The organism is Thalassotalea sp. HSM 43, from assembly GCF_004752005.1.
In the GTDB taxonomy this organism is placed as follows: domain Bacteria; phylum Pseudomonadota; class Gammaproteobacteria; order Enterobacterales; family Alteromonadaceae; genus Thalassotalea_A.
In genome coordinates this window covers 2,531,737-2,551,520 of sequence record NZ_CP038493.1, presented here as the reverse complement: position 1 = coordinate 2,551,520, position 19,784 = coordinate 2,531,737, and the positions used below count along the sequence as shown (strand labels likewise).

Genomic DNA, 19,784 nt, shown 5'->3' with positions numbered 1-19,784 from the left:
TCATTGCACGCAGTAAGGTTGCCATGAGCGCTAATCCTGATTTTGTATATCAACCACCTATGAGCCCTTATCTGGATATTATTTATCTGGATCAGGACTTATTGGTCTTAAACAAACCAAGTGGCCTGTTAACCGTGCCTGGTCGCTTAGCGGAACATCAGGATTGCTTGCAAACTCGAGTACAGCGAGTGCTGCCAACCGCCACCATAGTGCATCGTCTTGATATGGCGACTTCCGGTATCATCATCATGGCGCTGAACAAACAAAGTCATGTAGCCATATCCCGCCAGTTTGAAAAACGCCAGACCGAAAAATACTACCTCGCCCGCGTGTACGGACAATTACAACAAAAACAAGGCAGTGTTGATTTACCCTTGATATGTGACTGGCCGAATAGGCCAAAGCAAATGGTATGTCATGAGCGCGGCAAGCAAGCCCTTACCCACTATAAAGTCTTAGATGAACAGCGCGAATATAGTTTGCTGGAACTGAAACCGATTACCGGTCGCTCGCATCAACTTAGGGTACATATGTTGTCATTAGGTCATCCGATTCTCGGTGACCGTTTATATGCCCATGCTTCGGCGCTCGCCTTAGCTGAGCGCTTGCAGTTGCATTCCCGATATTATGCTATTTATCACCCAAAAACCGGCGAGCAGTTAGAATTTCTCGCGCCGTGCCCATTTACCTAGCCTGTTAGCAAGCGCTATTAATAGCGTGCTGGTTAGCAGGCAGCAATGGCTATTTATTTTGCTCGCTGACTAACTCATACGCGGCCTGAATATCTTGTGCCTTTTGTTTGGCATCGTCCATTAATTCCGGTGGTAAGCCTTTCGCGACTAACTTGTCAGGGTGATGTTGTGCCATCAATTTTCGGTATGCTTTTTTCACGTCTTTAAAATCGGTATTGGCATCGACGCCAAGCACGCGATAAGCGTTTGCGAGTTGCTGCTTTGCTTGAGCTGGTGATACATGGCCACCTTGCTGATGAAACTGCTCACCGGCAACAATTCGATCTAACAAGGCATCTAACTCACGGCTAGAGATACCTAAGCCTTTCGCTAATTTATGTAATATACGGCGTTCTTCTGGGTGCAAGTCACCATCAGCGAACGCTGCTTGAATTTGGATTTCAATGAACATTTGCAGCAAGTCGTGGCGGCCAAAGCAGGCAACGCGCAGTTGTCTGATTTTCTTTTGCAACTGAAAATCAGCCTGCTTGCCATCACCAAACGCTTGTTGCGCAAGTTTGGTGGTCTCAGCATCCAGTCCCCAACGTTTCATTGACGCACTGGCAAAGGCGATTTCTTCTTCACTGACTCGACCACTGGCTTTCGCGATATGACCCATGATCGAATACGTGGCATCAAAGAAGATGCGCTGGCGATCGGTCTCGCTTTGTTTTCCTAAGGTACTAAAGTCGAAATTTAGCCCTTTATCGACTTTATGACCTAGCCACAGCCCCAATAAAGCACCAATAAGCCGCCCAGCCATAAAACCGAGTAGAAAACCAATGACTTTGCCCCAAATACGCATAATTTTGTGCCTGTAATAACTCTTTATTGCCTTAAAAGGCTATCAATATGTTGTAGTCGTTCGATGGTGCCAACATCACTCCACAGCCCGTGATGGCATTGACCACCAATACGGTTTTCTGCCATAGCTTTCCTTAAAATGGGTGCCAATGGCTGTTTTTCAATGGCTAGCCCTGCAAATAGCTGCGGCTGATAAATACCAATGCCGGCATAGGTTAGTTTTGCTTGCTCACCGTCAACCGATAAGCGTTGTTGTTGTAAGCAAAAATCACCCTGTGGGTTATGCTCTGGGTTTTCAACCATTAACAACTGCGCCAAATCACCATCTTGGTACTTTAAGTCAGCATAGTTAACGTCACAATAGACATCACCATTGACCAGTAAGAAGGGCTCATCACCGAGTAACGGTAAGGCTTTGACGATTCCGCCGGCGGTTTCTAAGGCGCCGTCGCGCTCCCAAGAATATTGAATATCGATACCCCATTGGCTGCCATCCGCAAAATATTGCTCTATTTGCTCACCAAGCCAGGCCAAGTTAATAACAAATTCAACATAACCGGCTTTTTTCAGTGCCAAAATATGATGTTCAATCAACGGAATACCGGCGACTCTTAATAACGGCTTCGGGGTATTGTCGGTTAAAGGCCGCATACGCTCACCGCGACCGGCTGCCAAGATCATAACCTTCATAGTTGTTCCTGCTTATCTGCAACTAATGGCAACACCTGTTGCGCCACCAGTTCACTTAAAAACTGTAACTCTGGGTATTTTGCCGCGATATCGACCACATAGGACAGCGTCAAAGGGATATCGTTCAAATAACCAGGCTTATTGTCTCGCAAATATAGACGCGCAAATATGCCGCTGGCTTTTACATGACGTTGCAGGCCCATTAAATCAAACCAGCGCTGAAAATGTTGATAGCTGACCGTATCCGTTACAGATTGTGCCCATTGTTGATAATATTCATAAACCAAAGGTTCGATTTGCTGCTGCGGCCAGCGTACATAACAATCGCGTAATAACGATACAAGGTCATAGGTAACAGGCCCTATCACAGCATCTTGAAAATCTATCACAGCTAACGGCTCATCCGTGCCGGTTAACATCAAATTTCGGCTATGAAAATCGCGGTGCACAACGGTTTGTGGTTGTTCTAAGGCGCTATCAATTAGCACTTGAAAGCACTGCTGTAATTGCTGCTGTTGCTGCTCAGTTAAACGTATATCTAAATAATGCGCCACTAACCATTCACTAAAGATATCCATTTCCATTTGCAAAAAAGGACCGTCATAGACCGGTAACTGCCAGTCTTTTATATCTTGTAACGATTGGATCTTGGCAAGTTCAGTAAGCGCCAGGCGATAATAATCTGGCATGGTATGTGGCGTTAGTTTGTCAGACAACAAGGTTTCACCAAGATCTTCAAGGCAGAAAAAACCCAACGACTGATGATAATGAAAAATAGCAGGTACGTGTATGTGCTTAGCCTTCATCGCCGTTGCAATCGCAAAGAACGCTTGGTTATTGCATTTATCCGGTGGTGAGTCGACGGCAATATAGCGTTTACCTTGGTTTTCAAAGCGAAAATAACGGCGAAAACCAGCATCGCCAGTCAGTGCTTGTAGTTGAATTGATGAAGATGAAAATTGTTCAGTTAACCAGCGTGTTAGCGCTTCGATACGACTTTGTGCAGACAATATAAGATCCCGGGAATTATTTGTTTAATCATGGACAAAAAATTGCCAAGCTATGTTAAACTATAAAGCAAGAATAAGATTAAAGATACCAGATACTTATTTGCGGTAACAAGTATTGGTAGTAGGCTTTTCAATAAAAATCAGACAAGCCTTTATTAGCATTTTGAACGGACAGTGAATGCAACACTACACGAAACTAATATTAATAGCGTGTGCCGCTGGCCCGGCTATAGTTGACGCACAAGAGCAAGAGCCAAAAAGTTCTACTCGATGCCAGATTATCCCGCCAGAGCCGATTGCCCTTGTTAACGACATCGACCGCACTAATGAGTTAATCATTATTGAGTCGAAGAAATCCGTCGTTGAGAAAAATAAAAAGACCACGTTAAGTGGTGGTGTCGTGTTGTCTAATGGTGGCAATAAAATTGCTGCTGATGAAGTCACTATCGACAAAGAAGGTGGCCAAATCACCACCAAGGGTCAGACAAAATTCCAAAATGACAGCGTCACCGTTGATGCCGATAGTTTATCTGCCAGCAGTACCGACAACACCGCCGAGCTTACCAATACCAGTTACCGCCTAAATAACAGCCCTGGTCGCGGCAGTGCGAAAACCTTGGGCTTAAATGAAGATGGCGTGGTGCTAGAAGACTCGACCTTTACCACCTGTACTGAAGAAGTACCTGATTGGCAATTAAGTGCCAGTGAAATTCGACTATCAAACGATGATAACGAAGGTGAGGCTTGGAATTCGGTATTTCGTATCAAAGACGTACCGGTATTTTACTTACCGTATTTCAACTTTCCGCTAACCGACGATCGCAAGACCGGTTTGCTGTATCCACAAATAGGTTCGTCAGGCAGCAGTGGTTTTGAATATGGCCAGCCATTTTATTGGAATATCGCGCCAAACATGGACGCGACTATCACCCCTTATTACATGTCAAAGCGCGGTACGCAGCTAAATAGTGAGTTCCGTTATTTATTTTCCGGTCAATTTGGTCAGTTAAACCTCGAATACCTTGATGAAGATGATGAGTTAATCAATAACGACGACGCGCGTTACTTGCATCGCTATCAACACTTTGGCACCTTCGCTGAAAATTATCGTGTGCATATTGATTACAGCGATATCAGCGATGATAACTACCTAGTAGATATTGGCAGTTCACACTTTAGTAAGTCTGACGCCTATCTATGGCGTATAGGTGAGCTGTCGTATTTCAGCGATTTTTGGCATACCACGGTCAAGCTACAAGATTTTGAAGTACTCGGTGACAACAACGAAAGCTATCAAACCTTGCCGCAATTGGAAGGTGAGTTATACCTACCTGTCGGGTTGTCCCACGCCACATTTAACATGTACGGCGAATATTCTCGATTTGATATCTCAGAACCGAATTTACCTACCGCGGATCGTTTTCACTTAGAAGCTGGCTTTACCTTGCCAATTTCAACGCCGGGCTGGTTCTTTGACACTGACATGCGGGTAATGCATACCTATTATCAACAGGACAATATCGATTTTATTTCTCAAACCAGTGGCATTGAACTGGATGATGAAGTTAATCGAACCTTACCAAAAGTGCGCTTGCATGGTGGATTAAACTTTGATCGCGATACCTCGTTTCTGTTTGCTGACAAGATGCAAACATTCGAGCCGCAAATTCAATACCTGTATATTCCACAAGATGACCAAAGCAATATCTTTATTTATGATACCTCGCCATTGCAAGATGACTTTGATGGCCTGTTCCGCGACCGCCGTTTTAGTGGCTTAGATCGCATCGCTGAAGCGAATCAAGTATCAATCGGTGCCACAACGCGTATTTTAAATGCCGATAATACGGAACTTTTCCACCTAAGCTTAGGTCGTATTTTTTATCTCAATGATAGTAACATCACGTTTGATGAAGACGGTGAACGTGTTGATGAGTCGTCGCTTGCCGGTGACTTGTTTATTCAGTTAGCTCGACGCTGGCAGTTACAAACGGAAATTCAATACAACACCGACAATTCGACCACAGACAAAAGTCAGGTGAGCTTGGATTATCGTCATAACGAACGTAACCTGTTTCAAATCAGTCACCGGTATATTCGTAATTTCTCTGGTGAAACGATTGAGCAAGTGCGGGCATTAACCAGTTTTCCTTTAAATCAAGACTGGACATTTGTCGGTCATGTGACTCAAGATTTGGTTGGCAGACGCTCTTTAGAGAGTTACGCTGGCTTCCAATATGAGAGCTGTTGTTGGGCTGTACGATTTGCTTATCATCGTGATATTAATACAAACCTTGACGATGAAGACTTTAATGATCAAAATCGCGATGAATTCGATAGTGGTTTTATGATACAGTTCGTACTCAAAGGTCTTGGCGGCAAACAACAACCGTTGCCGATCGACGATATGCTTGAAACAGGTATCTTCGGCTACAAGCGCCCCTATTTTTTAAATAATTGATTTGGCGAGTGATCTCGCCCAATAAAATAAACTAAGATGTAAAATGAAAACGATTACTAAGACGGCTATAGCATTATCAGGCCTCATCCTGTCCCTTGTTACCAGTTTCAATACTTTTGCCAAGCCTCAAGAACTAGACCGCGTAGTTGCTATTGTCAACTCGGGTGTGGTACTTGAGTCTGACATCGATGACTTGGTTAACAGCGTAAAGCAACAAGCAAAGGCTGAAAATCAAAGCCTACCCTCAGACAAAGCACTGCGCACTCAAGCAATGGAAAAGCTAATTAATGACAGCTTATTGTTGCAAATGGGTGAGCGCATGGGTGTACAAATCAGCGATGCGCAACTGGATCAAACGTTGGCCAGCCTTGCCCAAGAACGCAACATGACGGTAGAACAGTTTCGTCAAAAGCTGGTCGATGCCGGTGCTAACTTCGAACGTTATCGTGAAGGTATTCGAACCGAAATGATCGTTAATGAAGTTCGTCGAGGTAGTGTGCGTCGTCGCGTTAACATAACGCCACAGGAAGTTGATAACTTAGTTGAGTTGATGAAAGAGCAAACCAACGCCAACGTTGAATACCGCCTTGGTCACATCTTGATTGCGTTCCCAGATGAGCCGACTCAAGCCGACCTTGAAGATGCTAAACAACGTGCCGACAAGGTTATTGATCTGTTAAATACTGGCGCTGACTTCAAAAAGATTGCGATTGCTTCATCAAGTGCGCCTACCGCTCTTGAAGGTGGTGATTTAGGCTGGCGCGGTATTAATGAACTACCAACCTTATTTGCCGACTTAGTTGACGGTAAGCCAGAAGGTGAAGTTTATGGTCCGATTCGTACCGGTCTTGGTTTTAACATCATCAAAGTCATGGAAATCCGTGGTAAAGAAAAAGTTGAAGTAACCGAGTCACGTTCTCGTCATATCTTAATCAAGCCATCTATCATCTTGTCTGAACAAAAAGCGGAAAACATGCTGCAAGATATGCTAGATCAAATTGAAAAAGGCGAAGCCGATTTTGATACCCTAGCCAGAGAGCATTCAGAAGGCCCTACCTCTTCGCGCGGTGGTGACTTAGGTTGGGCAGATCCTGACTCTTACGATCCTGCCTTCGCGCAAGTCATCAAAGCATTGGACGTTGAAGAGTATTCTAAACCGTTTCGCTCTTCGTTCGGTTGGCACATCGTGCAATTAACCGACCGTCGTACCCTTGATGCAACGGAACAAAATACTGAAAACCGTGCTTATCAGTTGATATTCAATCGTAAATTTGGTGCAGAAGCACTGCGCTGGATGAAAGAAACCCGTGACGGCGCTTACATTGAAGTCATGGATGATGACGAGTAATGATTAACAAAATCGCGATTACTCCGGGCGAACCCGCTGGTGTTGGCCCGGATATTCTTATTGCACTGGTGCAACAACAATGGCCAGCGCAATTGGTTGCTGTAGCGGATCCACAATTATTAGCGCAGCGCGCCGAACAGCTTGGCCTACCGCTAACGATAAGTGAATACGATTCAACAGCGGCGCCGAAAGAACACCTACCTGGTCATATCGATGTTATCACGGTACCACTCAATGATACCTGTGTGGCGGGTGAGTTGAACCCGAACAATGGTGCTTACGTGGTCGAAACTTTACGTATCGCCAGTGAACGCAATATGTCAGGGGAGTTTAAAGCGGTGTGTACCGGTCCGGTGCACAAAGGCTTAATCAATAAAGCTGGTATTCCTTTTTCTGGACACACCGAGTTTTTTGCCCAGCAAGCAAATTGTAATGACGTGGTTATGATGCTCGCAACAGAAGGTTTGCGTGTCTCGTTGATGACGACCCATATTCCTTTAGCTTACGTATCAAAAGCCATTACCTACGACAGAGTTTTAAAGATTACTCGTATTCTCAATCAAGACTTGAAAGAAAAGTTTGGCATCAAAGAGCCGAAAATTTACGTCTGTGGATTAAACCCACATGCCGGTGAAGATGGTCATTTAGGTAAAGAAGAGATCACCACGATAACCCCTGCCCTTAATGCCTTGCGCAATGAAGGTATGAAGCTATTTGGTCCATTACCTGCAGACACCATATTTCAAGATAAATATCTACGTGATGCCGATGCTGTTTTGGCTATGTATCACGATCAAGGCTTACCAGTGCTAAAATATAAAGGGTTTGGCGATTCAGTAAACATTACCCTTGGTTTACCATTTATCCGTACTTCGGTAGATCACGGCACAGCGATTGAACTTGCAGGAACCACAAAAGCCGATGTCGGCAGCTTTAAAGCCGCATTATCCCATGCGATTGAACTGGTAGATAATCAGCAATGAGTAAGTCACACTTAGGCCATCAGGCCAAAAAACGTTTCGGTCAAAACTTTCTCCACGATGACGCCGTAATCAGTCGCATTGTTGATGCCATTGATCCCGGTGAAGATGAAAACCTAATTGAAATTGGTCCAGGCTTAGGCGCATTAACCGAGCCGGTTATAGAACGTGCCGGTGATATCAGCGTGGTTGAACTTGACCGCGACTTAGCGCATCGATTACGTCATCATCCATTTATCGCCAAGCATTTGACCATCTATGAAACCGATGCGTTAAAATTTGATTTTTCGACCCTTGCTAATGACAAACCACTGCGTGTGTTTGGTAACTTACCTTACAATATTTCCACGCCATTGATTTTTCACTTGCTAAGTTTTGGTGACAAAATCAAAGATATGCACTTTATGCTGCAAAAAGAAGTGGTAAATCGTATGGCTGCAAGTCCTGACAGCAAAGCCTATGGACGTTTGTCTATTATGTGTCAGTATTACTGTAAAGTAATGCCTGTCATGGAAATTGGTCCTGAAGCGTTTCAGCCGCCTCCGAAGGTCGATAGTGCCATTGTGCGTCTGGTTCCGCGTGAACAAATCGAGCACCCTGCCCACGATATTAAGTGGTTAAATAGGGTATGTACCGAGGCTTTTAATCAGCGTCGTAAAACCATTCGTAACAGCCTGAAAAAGCTACTCAGCGCTGAACAATTAGAGCAATTAGGTATCTCGCCGTCACTACGTCCTGAAAATATCAGCTTGCAGGAATACGTAAAAGTTGCTAATTATTTAGCAGAGAACCCGCCAAAAAAATAATAGTAGGGCAAAGATGAGCAGTAATGATCCAGGACAACTTGTCAAAGTCACAACCTCAGTAGATTTTATCGAGGAACAATCGGACAGTTACCAGAATCGCTTTGTATTCAGCTATACAATTACGATAGAGAATAATAGCGACAAGACTTTACAGCTTATTTCCCGCAGCTGGTTAATAACCGACGCCAATGGTCACAAAGTCACAGTTGAAGGCGATGGCGTCGTCGGCCAACAACCTATCTTAAACAGCGGTCAGCGTTACCGTTATTCAAGTGGTTCAATTATTAAGACCCCTATTGGTGCTATGGAGGGGTTTTACACCATGCGTGACCTCGACAAGAACCAATATCGCGTCGACATTCCAGTCTTCGGTCTCGCCGTTCCTAATATGTTGAACTAGTTATGGCGATATACCTGATAGGAGATATTCAGGGTTGCCATACAGAACTTCTGCAACTCGTAGACAAGATTAATTTTAATGCCAAAAAAGACCAGCTTTGGTTTTGCGGCGATCTTGTTGCCCGAGGACCAGACTCGTTAGCGACATTACGTTATATAAAAGGCTTAGGAAAAGCGGCGAAAACGGTATTAGGCAATCATGATTTGCATTTAATTGCCACCTACCATGGTATTGGCCGCGTCAATAAAAAAGACAAGCTTGAAGAGCTACTAAACGCCAAAGACTGTGCAGAGCTGATGGATTGGCTGCTGCAACAACCTCTCGTATTGCAACTTCCCGATGCCGATGCCTACTTAAGTCACGCCGGTTTACCACCGGAATGGACACCGAAAAAAGCCTTAAAAATGTCGGCCTTTGTACAAAAAAAACTGCAAAGTAAGAAGCGTAAAAAGTGGCTACGGGATATGTATGGCGATTTCCCGAATAAATGGCAGCACGCCCATTCCGATATCGAAAAGTTTCGCTTCACAGTCAATGCCATGACTCGTATGCGCTTTTGTTATCAAGATGGTGGCCTAGAACTAAACTGTAAAGGTTCACCGCAAACCAATCAAAACAAGCACTTACAGCCTTGGTATGAAGTGCAACAGAATTTAGCCAACGTTGATTGGATATTTGGTCATTGGGCCGCTCTTGAAGGCAATACCATCGCGAAAAATATCCATGCCATCGACACCGGTTGCGTATGGGGAGGAACACTCACCGCCCTACGCTGGCCAGATAAGAAACTTTTTCAGGTAAATGCCGTCAAATAATGCCCGCCTCGCTTTCTTAATTGTTCATTAATTCATATACTTAATTAAAAATATTAGCGAGTTAATAATTATGGCTATTGAGCAATTTGGCGTTTGTGCGGAACCGAATCTGCACAGTTACTACCTGATGTTTAACGTAACAGATAATAATGATGCGTTTATTCGCAAGATTTTGGCAAAGCTTCCCGCCATGTTCGACGAATATGCCCACAATTTCTCCGAAGCTAACTTAAATACTGTTATCGCCATTGGTGCTAATTATTGGGATCGTTATTACCCTACTGCTCGCCCTAGCCAACTTAAAGCCTTTGAGCATATTCAAGTTGATAATCGCGTTGCACCGGCGACAAACTATGACCTGTACCTGCAAATTCGCAGCGATCGCGCCGATGTTAACCATGTTGTATCGACCAAAGTATGTGAAATGTTAGGCGATGCCGTCGAGTTGGTTGAACAAGTAAAAGGCTTTCGATATCTCGACGGTCGCGACTTAACCGGCTTTGTTGACGGTACCGAAAACCCCAAAGGATTACACAAGCGCGAGGTCGCTCTTTTGGACGACAGCTGTGGCGACTTTAGCAAAGGCAGTTATCTGCATATCCAACGTTTTCGCCACAACTTTAACGCGTGGGAAGGCTTAGAAACAAAACAGCAAGAAGATATTATTGGCCGTACCAAGGTTGATGATATTGAATACGCGTCAGAAGATAAAGCGCCAACAGCACACGTTAAACGCACCAATCTAAAAGATGCTGATGGCAATAGTATGGAAATACTCAGACAAAGCATGCCGTACGGCCATATGAAGAATCAAGGCCTGTTCTTCGTGTCCTTTTGTTACACCCCAGTTAACTTTGAAGAGCAGTTAAAGAGCATGTATGCCGGTGATGAGCACGGCAACTACGATCACATCTTAAAATATACTCAAGCCGAAACAGGTGCATCTTTCTTTGTACCGTCGATGGATTTATTAGAACAAGCCGCCGAACTTTAACTTATTAGAAAAAACAAAGGGCGCTTAAAGCGCCCTTTGTCATCAATTCTTGAATTGCCTAATTCATTTTCTGAAACAGCATAAACAATTTTTCTTTAATTGACTGTATATCATTAACCGAGGTTGGTGAGATAAAGATGGTATCATCGCCAGCAATGGTACCTAAAACGCCGTCGGCTTTGCCTAGTGAGTCCAGTAAACGAGCAATTAATTGTGCCGCGCCCGGGCTGGTACGAACGATTAACATCACTTCATTCGACTCGATATCTAGCACTAATTGTTTGAGTGGACTTTTTGCCGTCGGCACACCAAGTTCTGCAGGTAAACAATAGACCATTTCCTGACGGGCATTGCGGGTTCTGACCGCGCCAAACTTGCTTAACATACGTGAAACTTTTGACTGACTGACGTTATCAAAACCTTGCGCTTTAAGGGCTTCAACGATATCGCCCTGTGAACCAAACTGCTCTTGTTTTAGCAGTTCTTTAAACGCATTGATTAAAGCTTCCTGTTTTTGCTGTGTGCTCATAAATTATTCTTTTGACCGTATTTTCGGTGTTTACCGGTGACAGTAATCACTGTTAAAACAATTCCCCAATACCTATTGGTTAACGCTCATTTCGGCTGAGCCTATTTGACCAAAGGTGTCCCAATTCTTGTCGTTTCTTATTGTAATGTTCAGTTTATATTACAAATATCGAGATTCTGAACTAAAGTATCATATCACCATAGCCCTATTGTTGACAAAAGTGTTTGTATTTTTAGTCTCAATTTTGTATCTTTTGTGCACTAAAAAATTAAAGTAATTACTCAATCTGGAATTATCCTCTAGATTGGCTGTTAAGTGATTACTAACACTCACATCATTTTGGAGAAATTCAATGAAAGTTGCCGTTCTTGGTGCAGCCGGTGGTATCGGTCAAGCCTTATCACTATTACTTAAAACTCAACTACCAGCAGGTTCAGAGTTATCTTTGTATGACGTAGCCCCAGTTGTTCCAGGTGTTGCCGTTGACTTATCTCACATCCCTACTGATGTAACAGTTAAAGGTTACGGCGCTGATGATTTAGCGACTGCCCTAACAGGTTGTGACATTGTAATTATTCCAGCAGGTATGCCACGTAAGCCTGGTATGGACCGTGCTGACCTATTTGCTGTCAATGCTGGCATCATTAAGACGCTTGCTGAAAGCATCGTTGCTAACAGTCCAAAAGCGCTTGTTGGTGTTATTACCAACCCAGTAAACGGCACTGTGCCAATTGTTGCTGAAGTTTTCAAAAAAGCAGGTACTTACGAAGCGAACCGCGTATTTGGTGTAACAACTCTTGATGTTATCCGTAGCGAAACCTTCATTGCTGAGCTAAAAGGCAAGTCGACTTCAGACATTAAAGTACCAGTAATCGGTGGTCACTCAGGTACAACTATTCTTCCTCTACTTTCACAAGTTGAAGGTGTTGAGTTTACTCAAGAAGAAATTGACGCACTAACACCACGCATCCAAAACGCTGGTACCGAAGTTGTTAACGCAAAAGCTGGTGGCGGTTCTGCGACGCTTTCTATGGGTGCTGCAGCAGCTCGTTTTTGTTTATCACTGGTACGTGGTCTACAAGGCGAAGAAGGCGTTGTTGACTACGCATACGTTCAAGGTAACACCGGTGATGCTGAATACTTCGCACAACCAGTTGTACTTGGTAAGAACGGTGTAGAAGAGTACTTACCATACGGTGAGCTTAGCGCTTATGAGCAAAAAGCAAAAGACGACATGCTAGCGACTCTAAACAAAGATATTCAAGAAGGTGTTGATTTCATCAACGCCTAATCACTTGATTGCTACGCAATAAAAAACGGTCGCAATAGCGACCGTTTTTATTTTCAAGGGGTCAGATGACTTGATTCAATTCAAGTCATCTGACCCCTTGAAAAATGTGAGTTTAACTGCTGGTCATTTACTGTTTTAGTAGCTCGACCAATTCAGCTTCATATTGCGCCTGCTTGTTAACAAAAAAGCCGGTGTGTGCTTTGACTATTTTGCCACTGCGATCATAAATGAAACTGCTTGGCATGCCTTTTAATTCAAACTTTTTCGCCAATCGGCCATCGGGATCGTAGATCACCGAAAAGTTTGCCGGGTGTTCGGCAATAAAGGCTTCGGCCATGGCCTGTTTCACATCAACGTTAACCGAAATTACCGTTAGTCCTTGCTGCTGATACTTGTTCTGCATTTCATTCATCCAAGGAAAGGACTTTTTACAAGGAATACACCAAGAGGCCCAAAAATCGAGGTAAATAACCTTACCTTTATTTTCCGCGACCATGGTTTTCAGTTCACTGATACTATCGACAACCGTTTCGGCCTGTAATGACTTGCTCGCGAATAGCAAAGGCGAAATCATGACTAACACCGCAAGCATGTTACGCATTAATCATTGGCTCCAGTTGCGGTTTCTACGTCTTCTGGGCGACCTTCGCGTAGGATACTATCAACCGAGGTTTGGTTATTACAGCGCTCATCGGTTTTATCATCACGATAGTAACGGATATTAACGCAATCTTGCTCATAGCGACGCTCGAGTTCAGTGCGTTTAATGGGATTATTTTTTGCGTTTACGATTTGCCTTTGCAGTTGTGCACATTGTTCGCGTTGCTCCGAGGTAAAGACGATATCTTCACAGGGATCTTCAGTGATAAAAGCACATCCGGCTTGGCTAAGCATTAGGGTGGAAAGAAGCGATATAGTTATTGTTTTCATAAGTACTACCTGATAATGCTGTATTAGTTATTTGTAACATAGCACCTGATTTGGCAATCGGCAATGTGATCAGTCGACAAAGCGAAAAAACAACGAATTTGTCTTTGAGTGGTGTTTAATAATTCAACAAAACAGTCGCTAACTATTTATTAATAATAAAAAAAGGGCCGGTATAAACCGGCCCTAAACTTTAACCAACTAGCGTCGTTATTGTTATTATCCTTTTAGCGAGACAAACTCAGGGTATGCTTCGACACCACAATCAGATTTGTCCACACCATTGTATTCTTCATCTTCACTAACACGGATGCCCATGGTTTTCTTCAATACAAACCATACTGCAAAACTTGCTGCAAATACCCATGCGAAGATAACGAATGCACCGTATAACTGAGCACCAAATGTTGCATCGCCGTTGCTAAATGGTACAACCATTAGCGCGAAGAAACCAACAACACCGTGAACAGAGATAGCACCTACTGGATCATCAATCTTGACTTTATCCAGAGAGGTAATTGAAAGTACCACTAACATACCACCAAGTGCACCAAGTAAGCTTGCAAACAGTGGAGATGGAGATAGTGGGTCAGCGGTAATCGTTACCAAACCAGCTAATGCACCATTTAGAATCATGGTTAGGTCTGCTTTACCCCAAATTACTTTATTAAGTAATAGTGCGGCAACAGCACCTGCAGCGGCAGCAGCATTGGTGTTAACGAAAATTTGACCAACAGCGGTTGCGTTTTCAGCATCAGATAGAAGCAATTGAGAACCACCGTTAAAACCAAACCAACCCATCCATAAGATGAAAGTACCAAGCGTAGCCAATGGCATGTTTGAACCTGGGATTGGGAAGATTTCACCGTTTTTACCGTATTTACCCTTACGAGCACCTAACAGTAATACACCAGCAAGTGCAGCAGCGGCACCGGCCATGTGAACAATACCAGAACCTGCGAAGTCGCTAAAACCAGCTTCAGATAAGAAACCACCGCCCCAAGTCCAGTAACCTTCAACTGGGTAGATAAAGCCTGTTAAAACAACGGTAAATATTAAGAATGCCCAAAGCTTCATACGCTCAGCTACGGCACCCGATACAATAGACATTGCAGTAGCAACGAATACTACTTGGAAGAAGAAGTCTGACTCTAGAGAGTGATCAGCACCTTCCGCTTGTGTACCAATTAAACCGGCAATTGATGGTAAGATACCGCCTTCAGCGTTATCTACGTACATAATATTGTAACCAACCAACAAAAACATCACACATGCAATTGAATACAGCGCAATGTTTTTAGTTAGAATTTCAGTAGTGTTCTTAGAACGAACCATACCCGCTTCAAGCATGGCAAAACCTGCCGCCATCCACATTACTAATACACCTGACAACAAAAAGTAAAAGGTATCAAGCGCGAATCTAAGTTCGGTTACTGTACCTGTTAATGTCGTTAACTCTTCCATTTTATCCCCCTGTTAAAGCGCTGCAGTATCAAGCTCACCAGTACGAATACGTACCGCTTGATCCAAGTCATATACAAAAATCTTACCGTCACCGATTTTTCCGGTATGTGCAGATTTGCTGATGGCTTCAACAACACGTTCAGCATCTTCTGCTTTTACCGCTATTTCTAGTTTTACTTTTGGTAAGAAATCTACTTGATATTCAGCACCGCGATATAATTCGGTGTGACCCTTTTGACGACCAAAACCACGTACTTCTGATACGGTTAGGCCTTCGACACCGACTTCAGAAATAGCTTCTCTGACGTCGTCTAATTTGAATGGTTTAATTATTGCGTTTATTAATTTCATTATCGCCCCCTAATAGTTGCTGGGTTAATGGTTACAAGTTGCGTACCAACAAATATAAAACCAACAAAAACAAACACTTAAACGATTTACAGCTTAATAACGAAAACACAACGCACCAAGTTGGGGCGTTGCGACCGCCATATTGCTTTAAAACTGTGCTAATTATTTTTGCAGAAATACCTAAAACAGAAGCTGCCGAAAGAAGTGAGTAACAGAAACTAATATTAGAAAGGAGTATCGATATAAAAACCGACTTTGGTTTATTAATCGTTAGTGGTCTGGGTCGCTAACGAGTGCCTTACATCGCTCATCAATGATACTCACCACGTCTTTCGAATACACCAAAGATGTATGAGTTTGATTAAGTACAATGTGCTCTGTCATGCCTGGTATGCGAGTTTCAGCAATACTCACTGTACCATCAGAGTCCTCGACTCCGTCGCGCCATACCCGATCCAGTAGTGGCCTAGCACCAATTTTAATGGAACCCGCGATAGAGATAAGCTTTTGCGGCACAGGCCAAGATTTAGTGAATCGTTTAGGCAATAAACCAAATTGAGTCGAAGAACCTAACAGATGTTGAATGTTTACTTTTTTCATGTCTTCGGCAATTTGTGCGCCTTGATGTGGCGTGCCAAGAGTTATCACTAACGGTACGCGTTCAACCGATACTTGACGAGTAAATAAATACTCCGTTGCGACAAGCCCGCCAAGTGAATGACCGAGCAATACTGTCGGCCCATCACCAACACGTTTATCAATGCTGTGAAACAATTTTTCTTTGTCTGCTTTGGTACTTGGGTAAGAAATATTTTCGACGATATGGCCAAGCTGCACAAGGCGATTGGCCAGCGGAGCCATGATAATTTTGTTCATAAACAATCCGTGTAATATGACAATTTTCATTTCTGCTCCAAATCAGATTAATGAGGGTAGGCGCTTTGATTTTGCTATAAAACTATTCGCTTGGCAAACTCAGTTTAGCGACCAAGCAAATAAAAATCGCACCAACTCAAACGAGTTAATGCGATTGATTTGCCTACTGAATTAACCGTGGGTTAAATTCGATGGCTGTCGTTTGCGCTTAAATTGGTTGCCTATATCCTCTCGTATCAGATACAGACTCGGAATCAAAAATAGCGTTATTACGGTGGCGAAGATAATACCGAAGCCCAGTGATATTGCCATTGGGATAATAAACTGCGCCTGTAAACTGGTCTCAAAATAGATCGGTAAAATACCAAAAAAGGTGGTAAGTGATGTCAGCAATATCGCACGAAAACGTTGCATACCCGCTTCAATAACGATATCCATCATTCGCATACCGGTATTTTTGGCACGATTAATAAAGTCGACCAAAATCAGCGAGTCATTGACGACAACACCTGATAACGCAATAAAACCGTACATAGACATCATATTAATGGTTTTACCGACGATCATATGTCCCCAGATGGCGCCAATGATACCAAACGGAATAACCGACATGATCACGAGTGGTTGGGTATATGATTTGGTTGGTATGGCAATCAAACCGTAAATTAAAAATAACGCCGTTACTGCCGCAAACATTAACTGCTGCAAAAAGTCCTGTTGATCTTTACTCGCACCTTCCATTCCATATTTTACGGTCGGGTATTTAGCCAAAATAGCAGGGATAATTTGCTCATTGAATTCACCAAGCACCTTGCGAGACTCGACTTTTTCACTGTCAATTTCAGCAGCGATTTTGATGGTACGTTTATTATTGATACGGGTGATTTTTGAGAATCCTTGGCCGATTTCAACATCAGCAACCTGATAGAACGGCACTTCCTGACCACTTGGGGTACGAACCCACATGTTTTCCAAGTCAGTGATTGAACGACGTTCTTCTTCAGGGTAGCGCACCATAACTTTCACTTCATTACGTCCACGCTGTATACGTTGCGCTTCATCGCCATAAAATGCCTGACGTACTTGTTTACCGAGATCGGATAACGACAAGCCCAGCACTTCCGCTTCAGGGCGAATCGACAATTTAATTTCTTCACTACCACGACTGAAAGAATTACGGATGTCGTACACACCGTCGTATTCACCGAGTTTATCCTGCACTTCCAAGGCCGCCTGCTCAAGCTCATACTCGTCCAGACCATTTAGTTGGAACTCTAAGGCGGCGCCACCACCCGCATTGGTACCGGCAAATAGGCGGAGCTCTTTAACTCCAGGGATTTCGCCTATTTGTTCGCGCCATAATTTTTCAATCTCAAAGGCGTTTAATTCACGAAACTCTGATTTATTTAATTCCATCAAAAAACCGCCAGCGAGATTGCCGTTGGTAAACACCATGATATGACGGATAAAGCTTTCCCCTTGATAGAGATTTTCCTCTGCCATTTCATAGCCTGAGTCAATAACCCGCTGCAATGCCTCATTACGTCGTTCCGGTGCCATACCGTCCTCCATAATGATTTGCCCTTGAATAAAGTCACTAGGCACACTAGGAAACACCTCTGTTTTAACCAATGAACCGGCAATTAAGCCAATTGAAAGAAAAAACAAAGCGATAAACGCCGCCATGGTGGTATAGCGATTTTTCAATGACCAGGTAATCGATCGTAGATAGGTGTTTTTAATAAAGATGTCGAGCCACGCTTTAAAGCGCAATTGAATACGATGCACAATATGGGCGTTGTCCGGATCAATCTCGGTGTACTTCATGTGCGCTAAATGCGCTGGCAAGATCCACTTCGACTCAATGATAGAGAAAACCAGACAAAGCATAACCACGATGGCGATTGATTGGAAAAAGCCAGAGAAGTTGGTGTCAATAAAAATCAGCGGCGCAAATGCGGCAATGGTCGTTAGAACCCCGAAGGTCGCAGGCATAGCGACTCGATGCGCGCCACGGATAACGTTATCAACCGAGTGGCCTTTATTTTGCACTTCGCTATAGACGCTTTCACCGATAACAATGGCGTCATCAACGACAATACCCAATACCATGATAAAGGCGAATAAGCTGAGTAAGTTTACGGTTACTGAGAAATCTCCTAATAACGGCATCATCATAAATGCGCCAAGGAAACAAATTGGAATGCCGACCATAACCCAAAAAGCGACACGCACTCGTAAAAATAGGGTTAATACTAAAAACACCAGTGCTGCACCAAGCATGAGGTTTTCAAACATCATGGTCAGGCGCTCGCTCAAATAAAACGACGAGTCAGCAAAGACCTCTACATTGGCACCTTCAGGCAGTGACTGCTGCTTTTTATCAACATAAGCACGTACTTGTTTGGCAATTTCTAAATCGTTTTGATTACTGGTAGAGCGAACACGAATACTGGTGGTGTTTTTGCCATCAAATAACGCGAAGCCTTCATCTTCAACGAAGGCGTCCTTAACGTTGGCTATATCGCCAAGGGTCAAATGGGTACCATCAGAATTAGTGCGTAATACCAGACGAGAAAATTCTTGCCCAGTATAGGCTTGGCCTTCTGTGCGTAATTGGATATAGCCACCGCTGGATTTAATGGTACCACCGGGTAAATCAAGCGAAGAGCGCTTAATGGCTTGTGAGATCTCATCAAATGTCAGGCCATATTCAAGTAATTGCAATTCCGATATCTCAATCGATATTTCATAATCTCGAATACCAACCACTTCAGCAATGTTGACGTCTGGTAATGCCGTTATTTCATCTTTAATGTCTTGCGCTAGCTCCTGTCGAGTGCGCCTGTCCATCTGGCCATTAACCGATACCCAAAGTACATCCATCTGAAACTCTTGCTTCATCACCAAGGGTCGCTCAATTTGTGCGGGAAAGGTGGTGATGGTGTCTATTTGCATTTGAATTTCATTGAGCTTGTCTTCCAGTGAATAACCGGAATTGATCTCGATGGTCACCGTAGCAAGGCCCTCAGTTGCCTCCGAAGTAACGCGCTTTAAGCCTTGTACATTTTCTAACTTTTCTTCGATTTGCAAAATAACCGACTGTTCGACATCGGCCGGTGAGGCACCAAGATGCGTCACCGTAACCATAATCGTATTAGGGCTAAATTCCGGGAACATCTTTTTGGTGATATTGAAATAAGAGTAAATACCCATGATGATGATAAACACCATCATTAAATTGGCAGCTACACTGTTGCGAGCAAACCAAGCAATGATACCCGTGAGTTTTTCTTGCTGCTCCATG

Annotated in this window: 18 protein-coding genes and 1 pseudogene; 9 read left to right on the top strand and 10 right to left on the bottom strand. The window is 43.6% G+C overall.

Going from position 1 to position 19,784, the window contains the following annotated elements; translation table 11 throughout:
• Positions 1-23: 23 nt before the first annotated feature.
• Positions 24-692, top strand: coding sequence for a bifunctional tRNA pseudouridine(32) synthase/23S rRNA pseudouridine(746) synthase RluA (rluA, locus tag E2K93_RS10995; RefSeq protein ID WP_135439137.1), 669 nt, complete (start codon positions 24-26; stop codon positions 690-692).
• A 49-nt stretch (positions 693-741) separates the two neighbouring features.
• Here rluA and djlA read toward each other — a convergent pair whose 3' ends face one another.
• From djlA to E2K93_RS10980, 3 genes are read right to left on the bottom strand one after another with little or no spacing between them, the layout of a single operon-like run.
• On the bottom strand, positions 742-1,536 hold the full coding sequence (gene djlA, locus E2K93_RS10990) for a co-chaperone DjlA (protein ID WP_135439136.1): 795 nt from the start codon (positions 1,534-1,536) through the stop codon (positions 742-744).
• A 23-nt stretch (positions 1,537-1,559) separates the two neighbouring features.
• Positions 1,560-2,225, bottom strand: coding sequence for an N-acetylmuramate alpha-1-phosphate uridylyltransferase MurU (murU, locus tag E2K93_RS10985; protein WP_135439135.1), 666 nt, complete (start codon positions 2,223-2,225; stop codon positions 1,560-1,562).
• The gene (locus E2K93_RS10980; RefSeq protein ID WP_189637753.1) at positions 2,222-3,235 is read right to left on the bottom strand and encodes an aminoglycoside phosphotransferase family protein; all 1,014 of its coding nucleotides are present in this window, start codon (positions 3,233-3,235) and stop codon (positions 2,222-2,224) included. Before E2K93_RS10980 ends, murU begins: the two co-directional genes overlap by 4 nt.
• A 178-nt stretch (positions 3,236-3,413) precedes the next feature.
• On the opposite strand from E2K93_RS10980, the gene lptD reads away from it, so the two are divergent.
• From lptD to E2K93_RS10945, 7 genes and pseudogenes are all read left to right on the top strand, one after another.
• The gene (gene lptD / locus E2K93_RS10975) at positions 3,414-5,696 is read left to right on the top strand and encodes an LPS assembly protein LptD (protein ID WP_135439133.1); all 2,283 of its coding nucleotides are present in this window, start codon (positions 3,414-3,416) and stop codon (positions 5,694-5,696) included.
• Positions 5,697-5,736: 40 nt separating this feature from the next.
• Positions 5,737-7,044 (top strand): annotated as a pseudogene (gene surA / locus E2K93_RS10970) (peptidylprolyl isomerase SurA); the annotation flags it as partial.
• The gene (gene pdxA / locus E2K93_RS10965; protein ID WP_135439131.1) at positions 7,044-8,027 is read left to right on the top strand and encodes a 4-hydroxythreonine-4-phosphate dehydrogenase PdxA; all 984 of its coding nucleotides are present in this window, start codon (positions 7,044-7,046) and stop codon (positions 8,025-8,027) included. The pseudogene surA and the gene pdxA, both read left to right, overlap by 1 nt.
• Positions 8,024-8,830 (top strand): 16S rRNA (adenine(1518)-N(6)/adenine(1519)-N(6))-dimethyltransferase RsmA, encoded by an 807-nt coding sequence (gene rsmA, locus E2K93_RS10960; protein WP_135439130.1) that lies wholly within the window; start codon positions 8,024-8,026, stop codon positions 8,828-8,830. The genes pdxA and rsmA overlap by 4 nt, the downstream gene beginning before the upstream one ends.
• Positions 8,831-8,843: 13 nt before the next feature.
• Positions 8,844-9,230 (top strand): Co2+/Mg2+ efflux protein ApaG, encoded by a 387-nt coding sequence (gene apaG / locus E2K93_RS10955; RefSeq protein ID WP_135439129.1) that lies wholly within the window; start codon positions 8,844-8,846, stop codon positions 9,228-9,230.
• A 2-nt stretch (positions 9,231-9,232) separates the two neighbouring features.
• Positions 9,233-10,045 carry a symmetrical bis(5'-nucleosyl)-tetraphosphatase gene (locus E2K93_RS10950; RefSeq protein WP_135439128.1) on the top strand — a complete coding sequence of 271 codons (813 nt, stop codon included), beginning with the start codon at positions 9,233-9,235 and terminating at the stop codon, positions 10,043-10,045.
• Between the two features lie 70 nt (positions 10,046-10,115).
• Positions 10,116-11,039 carry a Dyp-type peroxidase gene (locus E2K93_RS10945; RefSeq protein ID WP_135439127.1) on the top strand — a complete coding sequence of 308 codons (924 nt, stop codon included), beginning with the start codon at positions 10,116-10,118 and terminating at the stop codon, positions 11,037-11,039.
• Between the two features lie 58 nt (positions 11,040-11,097).
• On the opposite strand, the gene argR is transcribed toward E2K93_RS10945, so the two are convergent.
• Positions 11,098-11,568, bottom strand: coding sequence for a transcriptional regulator ArgR (gene argR / locus E2K93_RS10940; RefSeq protein ID WP_135439126.1), 471 nt, complete (start codon positions 11,566-11,568; stop codon positions 11,098-11,100).
• A 352-nt stretch (positions 11,569-11,920) separates the two neighbouring features.
• Between argR and mdh the strand changes: the two genes are divergently transcribed.
• Entirely contained in the window at positions 11,921-12,859 is a 939-nt protein-coding gene (mdh, locus tag E2K93_RS10935; protein WP_135439125.1) for a malate dehydrogenase, read from the top strand.
• Positions 12,860-12,986: 127 nt separating this feature from the next.
• Here the strand turns inward: mdh and E2K93_RS10930 are convergent, their stop codons facing one another.
• From E2K93_RS10930 to E2K93_RS10905, 6 genes are all read right to left on the bottom strand, one after another.
• Positions 12,987-13,460, bottom strand: a complete 474-nt coding sequence (locus E2K93_RS10930; RefSeq protein WP_135439124.1) for a TlpA disulfide reductase family protein — start codon at positions 13,458-13,460, stop codon at positions 12,987-12,989.
• Positions 13,460-13,789 (bottom strand): hypothetical protein, encoded by a 330-nt coding sequence (locus E2K93_RS10925; protein ID WP_135439123.1) that lies wholly within the window; start codon positions 13,787-13,789, stop codon positions 13,460-13,462. Before E2K93_RS10925 ends, E2K93_RS10930 begins: the two co-directional genes overlap by 1 nt.
• 216 nt (positions 13,790-14,005) lie before the next feature.
• Entirely contained in the window at positions 14,006-15,250 is a 1,245-nt protein-coding gene (locus E2K93_RS10920) for an ammonium transporter (protein ID WP_135439122.1), read from the bottom strand.
• A gap of 12 nt (positions 15,251-15,262) precedes the next feature.
• The gene (locus tag E2K93_RS10915) at positions 15,263-15,601 is read right to left on the bottom strand and encodes a P-II family nitrogen regulator (RefSeq protein ID WP_135439121.1); all 339 of its coding nucleotides are present in this window, start codon (positions 15,599-15,601) and stop codon (positions 15,263-15,265) included.
• Positions 15,602-15,871: 270 nt separating this feature from the next.
• Positions 15,872-16,477 (bottom strand): lipase family alpha/beta hydrolase, encoded by a 606-nt coding sequence (locus E2K93_RS10910; protein ID WP_189637752.1) that lies wholly within the window; start codon positions 16,475-16,477, stop codon positions 15,872-15,874.
• Between the two features lie 171 nt (positions 16,478-16,648).
• A complete protein-coding gene (locus E2K93_RS10905; RefSeq protein WP_135439119.1) occupies positions 16,649-19,783 on the bottom strand; it encodes an efflux RND transporter permease subunit in 3,135 nt (1,044 codons plus the stop codon).
• Position 19,784 lies beyond the last annotated feature (1 nt).